Annotated in this window: 5 protein-coding genes; 1 reads left to right on the plus strand and 4 read right to left on the minus strand. The window is 48.6% G+C overall.

All coding sequences use genetic code 11. From position 1 onward, the window contains the following. Positions 1–194 (plus strand): DUF47 family protein (locus ACP5SG_RS09095; RefSeq protein WP_428123797.1); only part of this gene is annotated, 194 nt, incomplete at its 5' end. On the opposite strand, the gene ACP5SG_RS09100 is transcribed toward ACP5SG_RS09095, so the two are convergent. From ACP5SG_RS09100 to recN, 4 genes are read right to left on the minus strand one after another with little or no spacing between them, the layout of a single operon-like run. Further along, entirely contained in the window at positions 169–2,082 is a 1,914-nt protein-coding gene (locus tag ACP5SG_RS09100; protein WP_237888362.1) for a bifunctional homocysteine S-methyltransferase/methylenetetrahydrofolate reductase, read from the minus strand. The two genes, ACP5SG_RS09095 and ACP5SG_RS09100, sit on opposite strands and share 26 nt — an antisense overlap. An 8-nt stretch (positions 2,083–2,090) precedes the next feature. Then, positions 2,091–3,683 (minus strand): SurA N-terminal domain-containing protein, encoded by a 1,593-nt coding sequence (locus tag ACP5SG_RS09105; RefSeq protein WP_428123802.1) that lies wholly within the window; start codon positions 3,681–3,683, stop codon positions 2,091–2,093. Beyond that, entirely contained in the window at positions 3,677–4,720 is a 1,044-nt protein-coding gene (locus tag ACP5SG_RS09110; protein ID WP_428123806.1) for a thiamine biosynthesis protein, read from the minus strand. Before ACP5SG_RS09110 ends, ACP5SG_RS09105 begins: the two co-directional genes overlap by 7 nt. Continuing rightward, positions 4,695–6,353, minus strand: coding sequence for a DNA repair protein RecN (gene recN, locus ACP5SG_RS09115; RefSeq protein WP_237888359.1), 1,659 nt, complete (start codon positions 6,351–6,353; stop codon positions 4,695–4,697). The genes ACP5SG_RS09110 and recN overlap by 26 nt, the downstream gene beginning before the upstream one ends. Between the last annotated feature and the right edge of the window lie 80 nt (positions 6,354–6,433).

The following is a 6,433-nucleotide window of genomic DNA, read 5'->3' on the forward strand; positions in this document are numbered from 1 at the left end:
AAAACATATATAAATTGAGGGTTAAAGAGCACGAGGCCGATCTCATGGAACATGGGCTTAAAAAAGAGGTCTTTACACTGGATCTGGACCCTCTGCAGACATTCTATCTCATAAAGCTGGTGGAACTTGTCGGCAAGACGGCTGATCGTGCAGAAAACGCCGCCGACATCATGCGCTCAATGGTGGCAAGATAGGGCCTTGTTGCTGTAAGGCCCTACCGCTTCCCTTGAAATTCGCATCTCTTATCATCTTTACAAGCCTTGCGGATACTTCCCACTTGTTTAATGGGCTTATTATGTAAAGACCATCCGCCCATGGCGCAATTTTTGTTATAAGGGTCTCTGTAAATTCCATGGCCGCCTTTCGCTGGTCGTCGATCTTTTCATAGCTCCACAAGGTTTTTCTGAGATTGGATGGGATGGTGATTCCCGGTATTTCGTTGTGTAGAAAATCGGCGTTTCTGGCTGAGAGCAAGGGAAACACGCCTATAAAGATAGGGGCCCCGAGGTAGGCCACCGCCTCCATCATTGCCTCTGCATCGGCTAGGTCGAATATCGGTTGGGTCATTACAAAACGAGCGCCATTTGCTATCTTTTGTTCCAGCCTCTTTATTTGAAGCCCAGGACTCGATGGTCTGTAGCTGAAGGCTGCGCCGATGGAAAAATTTGTCTTTTTCCGCATAGGGCTGCCAGCCATATTGTAGCCTTGATTGAATTGATTGATAAGCCTTATCAGGCCGATGGAGTTCAGGTCGAAGACCCCATTTGCCCCCGGCTGATCGCTGGATGACGCTGGATCTCCAGTTATGGCGAGAATCGCCTCTATACCGAGGAGATGGGCGCCCATGATTTGGCTCTGCAGTCCAAGGACATTCCTGTCTCTGCAGGTAAGATGTACTACTGTCTGGATACCTGTTTCAGTGCGGATCAGATGCGCCAGAGAGAGGTTGTCGGCCCTTAAGATTGCAAGGGGATGTTCGGCCAGGGTTATGGCGTCCGCGCCGGATTCGGATAAGACCCTCGCCCCGTCAATTGTACCTGCTGCATCGAGGTGTTGAGGCGGATCAAGTTCAACCAGGATTGGTATCCTGCCTGGCTTCAGACTTTCCAACATACCGCCCCGCCCTAGGCCCTTGCGATCTGTTGATCTGCCTTTTTCACCGCCGTAAATCGCCCGCGGGATAAGGGCCGAGGCATTGCTCTTTTTGAGATGAAGGGCCTTTTTAAACTCATGGATATGGGCGGGCGTTGTGCCGCAGCAGCCTCCTACAAGTCTTGCGCCGAGTTTTATCATCTCGACGATGGATTTTGCTATATATGCTGGCTGGGCGGAATAGACGGTCCGTTGCCCTATGATTTCAGGGAGGCCGGCATTGGGGAATGCGGACAAAGGTATACGATCTTTAAGGGTGGAGAGCCTTTCTATGGCCTGCAGTGTGGCCTTTACGCCCCTGCCGCAGTTAGATCCAAAGATAGAGATGCCTTTTTCGGCTGCGGCCTCGGCACAGTCTATTGCGTCTAGACCACGCGCCGTCTTTCCCTGGGTCGGGAAGACCATCTGGGCCGCGATCGGTATGTCGCTTGAGAGGTCTCTTGCTGCTTCTATGGCGATCAGGAGTTCATCAAGATGAATGAATGTCTCGATAAAAAGGAGATCGACGCCGCCCTCCAGCAGGGCCGCTATCTGTTCGAAAAAGGCCGCCTTCACGTCTTCTTTGGTTATATCCTCGTCAAGAGGGAAATCCATGCCGGTAGGGCCCACGGATCCAGCAACATATATCTCCTTTCCGGCGGCCTTTAATGCCAGGGCTGCGGCTGCAAGGTTGACCTCCCTGACGCGGTTTTCATAGCCCTTGTTCGGCCTTAGCTTGAATCTGTTTGCCCCGAATGTATTGGTCTCGATAACCTCGGCACCAGCCCTTATGTAATCTTCATGGACCGAAAATATCAGATTAGGTTCAACTAGGTTTAATATGTCAATATTTTCACCATAATCCACACCCTTTTCATAGAGATATGTACCGATCGCCCCGTCCCCGAGCACAACCCTTTCCCTTATGATCTGCAAAAACGGCGTTTTCATGGGGGCAGTTAAAGAACAGCCTTGTCGTATATCTTTATCTTCGCCCTTGCTTTTAGATTGGCAAGCCAGTCTTGGATAAGTGTCCTTTGTTTGAGGGAGAGTAGTTGCTTGACGATTTCATCTTTTTGTCCTTCAAACCCGTTTGGATCCGCATCTTTTTTATCCTTGAAAGACAAGACGTAAAATCTGTCCCCAGTGTCTATTACATCATCCGGCAGACGTTTATCTCCGTAGAGGGAGAGCCCGACCTTTGCGGCCTGCATTGGCAGTTTTCCGTTCGCTGTGATGTCAGAACGTTTGAAAAAGCCTGTCTCAAGCACCTTGAGGCCCATCTCATTGGCGGCTTGATCAAGGCCGATCTTCTTTGCTGTGTCGAGCAGTTTCACGGCCTTCGCCCTGCAGAGATCCTTGGATTTTTTGTTGATTACAGCCTCCGCTACCCTGTCTTTCACCTCGTCGAGGGGCATGATGTAGGACGTCTTCTTCTCCGCTATCTGTGCTATGACGAACCCTTTTGGGGTTTCTATTATAGAACTGAGCTCACCCTGACCTAGTTTAAACAGTTGACTTGCTGCATCAGATCCAAGCATTAGGCCTTTGGGTTGGGATTTTTCAGAAAAGAGGCCCGTCGCCTCAAGCTTGATATTATGGCGTTTTGCATATTCAGCAAGGCTTCCTAGGCCGACGATCTCATTGTAGGCCTCATTCGCCTTTTTCCATGCAAGGTCTTTTGCCTTTGCAGCCTTTATTTTCTCGGCGATTTTATCTTTTACCTCATCAAATGGCAGTAGCTCCCCTGGCTTTGCCTTGTCTTTGACAAATTCAGCTTTATGTTCTTGATAATAATTTTTTTCTTCATCATCAGTCACACTTATGCCCTTCAAGAGCCCTTCTTGATCGAAAAAAAGATAATTTATATTTATCTGTGGTTCGGTCCTGAAATTTTCTTTGTGTGCATTGTACCATGTAGTCACATCCTGATCGGTCGCCTTGGCCTCGTTTCTACATTCGTTTGCATCCACCATCACATAATTAAGGTCTATCTGTTGGTTTTCATACATGTAATGGTCTCTTGCCTCATCATCTGGAACCATAAGTCCTGCACTCAGCAGGCCGACCACCCGTTCCGCAAGGAGCTCATCCCTTACTTTGTTTTCAAAAGATGCGGGAAGCATCCCCTGGCTCCTCAGCGTCCTTTCATATATAACCTTGTTGAACACGCCGTTTCGTTGGAAGGCCGGTATGGATGCTATAGCCTTTTGAAGCTCTTCATTACTTATCTTGATTCCCATTTTATCAGCTGCTTGGCGGACAAGCGCCTGTTGGATGAGTCCGTCTATGACCTGTTGCTTGATGTTTAGTTTTTCAAGGAGCCCTTCCGGTATCTTTCCCTGGAACATCTGTCTGTATCGATTGACGGCGTCGGAATAGGCGCTGCGGTATTCATCGACGGTTATCTTTTCACCGTTCACCTGCGCCACTGTCTGCAACCTTTGGGAGCGGAAATTCCCAATCCCCCAAAAGACAAATACGAGGACTATGGCCCCAAGGATGAATTTCAAAATCCAGGAGCTGGCATTGCGTCTGATAAGATCTAGCATAGAAAAGATTTCCTTTCGTTATTTGATAGCCGGTCCAGATCAAGCGCCTTGTCTCTAGAGATTTCTATGAACAATACGCCTCTGCCGCGCTTGGCATATCGCGAAAATATATTTTCCACCTCGGTTTTGTGCCTTTCATACCATCTTTCATAATTGGGCGCCATATCATCATCTCGTATCATTTTTTGCCAGAGTCCAAGCGGTCCTGTGCCTTCGGCTGTGCAGAGACATGTATCGCCCTTTTTTAAGAGGGACATGATGCGTTTATTTTCATTATCGTTCCTTCCGAGTATCAGCCATGATCCATCGGGAAACAGGAATCGTCTGCCTATTATGGCAAGAAATACGTCGTCAGGTCCGAATGAAGGCTGGATCTCTATGAATCTTTTGATGCTTTTGGATAGAATTGGGTCTGTAAGTACACAGCCACCGCCGGGTTGCGGATAGTCAGTTATGCCGAATTCTTCGGCAAGTGCGATCTGGGGCTTCCTGCTGCGTCCACTTATCCCCAAGAGCCTCGATCGATCCACAAGGCCCGCTTTTTCCATGGGGGTCGGCGGGAGATTTAGGGCCGAGAGAGGCCTTAATATCAATCCTTTGGCCCCTGCCTCTTTCTCTATGAGGTTGATCGTATCCCTGCGTTGGGAAAATGGCCTTTGGCCGACAACCTCTCCTGTTGCTATGAAGGTTGCACCGAGGCTGTCGAGCCTTGCAATGGCCTGCTTGACCATGAATATCTTGCAATCGATGCATGGGTTGAGGTATCTACCATATCCATATCTCGGCGATCTCAATATCTCTAGATAATCCCTTGAGACATCTATAATCTCGAGGTCTATCCCATATTTTTCAAGGGCCTCCAGCCTTGCTTCATCCTCGCGGTTTTTGAATTCATGCCCGAAAAACGGACTTATGAACCTTAGGGCCTTGACGGTGAGGCCCTGTCTCTCAAGTATTTTATATGCAATGATACTGTCAAGACCGCCTGAATAGAGCAACAGGCAGATTGTCTCAAGACGAGAGGAGTTCTTTCGCATATCTTTTGGCCGTGGCCTGATCCCCGCCGAGCATCCTTGCAATTTCATCCATGCGTTCGCTAGCTGTGAGATTTTTTATTTTGGTCAATGTCTTGCCTTCTTCAACGGTCTTGGTTACCACTACATGGTGATCGGCGAGCACAGCTATCTGCGGGAAGTGTGTTACCGCAATAACCTGCCCCCGATCGGCAAGGGCCTTGAGTTTCTGGCCGACGCAGCCAGCGGTCTCGCCACCGAGTCCAGCGTCTATTTCGTCAAATATTATCGTCTCGATCCCGAATTTTTCGGCAAGGGCGGCCCTTAATGCAAGCGTTACACGGGAAAGCTCACCGCCGGAGGCTATCTCCTCAATCGGACGAGGTGGCTCTCCTATATTGGGACTGAATATAAACCTTACCTCATCCAGGCCATTTGGGCTGACATCTTCAGCCTTAGGATGTTCAGGACCTGTTACTTCGGCTAAAAAGGCCGATCTCGAAAAATTTAATTCCTTAAGGCCTGCCTCGACTGCGCGAGACAGCCTCATCGCCGCCTCTTTTCTCTTTTTTGAGAGTCTCAACGCCGAGGCCAGCAGTTCGTTTTCTTTTTTTGAGATTTCTTTTTCGAGGTCTTCAATGGTCCCGTCAAGATTTTTTGTCTCATCAAGCCTCTTTTCGATCTTTGTTTTATAAGAGAGGACGTCCGAAAGTTCAGGGCCGAAACGCCTCTTAAGTTCCCTTAGTCTGTGTATACGCTCCTCCACCTCGTCTAGTCGTGAGATGTCAGAAGGCAGGTCTTTGAGGTAGTCTCTGAGGAAAAAGGCCGTCTCTTCAGCCTGATAGATAACCGATGCAAATTCCTGGTCCGCCTTTTTAACCCTTTGGTCAACGGCGCTCATGCGCTCAAGGGCTGCCTTGCATCTAGCGAGCCCTTCAAGAAGGGAGCCCTTTTGGATATATAATTCATTATAGCACGATTCACCAATTGCTTTTAGATTTGCAGCCTCTTTCAATACCTTCAATTCCTGATCCAATGTCTCATCTTCTCCATGTACAGGCGCAACCGACGCGATCTCCTGTAACTCTCTTTCAAGTCTCGATACAGTCTCTTCGGTAGCCTTCTTTTCTTTCAATGCCATGTCAAAGGCCTTTTTGGCAGAGAGTAGCGCTTGATGCAGGTTTGAAACCTCTGAAACATATGGCTCTAGGTCCCCAAAGCGATCCAGCCACACGCAGTGGTTTGCTGTGCTTAAAAGTCCTTGGAATTCATGTTGACCCCCAAGGCTTGCGATCGGGGCCGCAATCTCTCTCAGGGTCTGGAGGTTGACCATTGCACCGTTGATATAATTTTTTGTCCGTCCATTTATTGTCAGGTTCCTACGGATTATTATGACGTCGTCTTCTGGTATCCCGTATCTATCAAGAATTACCCCATATCCCTTAGGGGTCTCGAAGACGGCCTGGATAACGGCCTGTTCTTCGCCGGTGCGTATATGTTGCGGGGCTGCCTTTGCCCCCAAGATTATCTTTAAGGCCTGAATGAGCAGCGACTTGCCGGCGCCGGTTTCTCCAGTCACTACTGTGAGGCCTGGGGCGAAGGAAAGGTGCAGATGTTTTATAAGTACGAAATTCTCTAGACTAATCTCAAGTAGCATGATTAATTTATTAACTTAACCTATGATGACGTTCAAGTATATCTTGTTTCAGGGCTGAAAGGAGTTGGGATTAACAGATG

Origin of the sequence: Dissulfurimicrobium sp., from assembly GCF_049968175.1 — a bacterium.
Classification (GTDB): domain Bacteria; phylum Desulfobacterota; class Dissulfuribacteria; order Dissulfuribacterales; family Sh68; genus Dissulfurimicrobium; species Dissulfurimicrobium hydrothermale.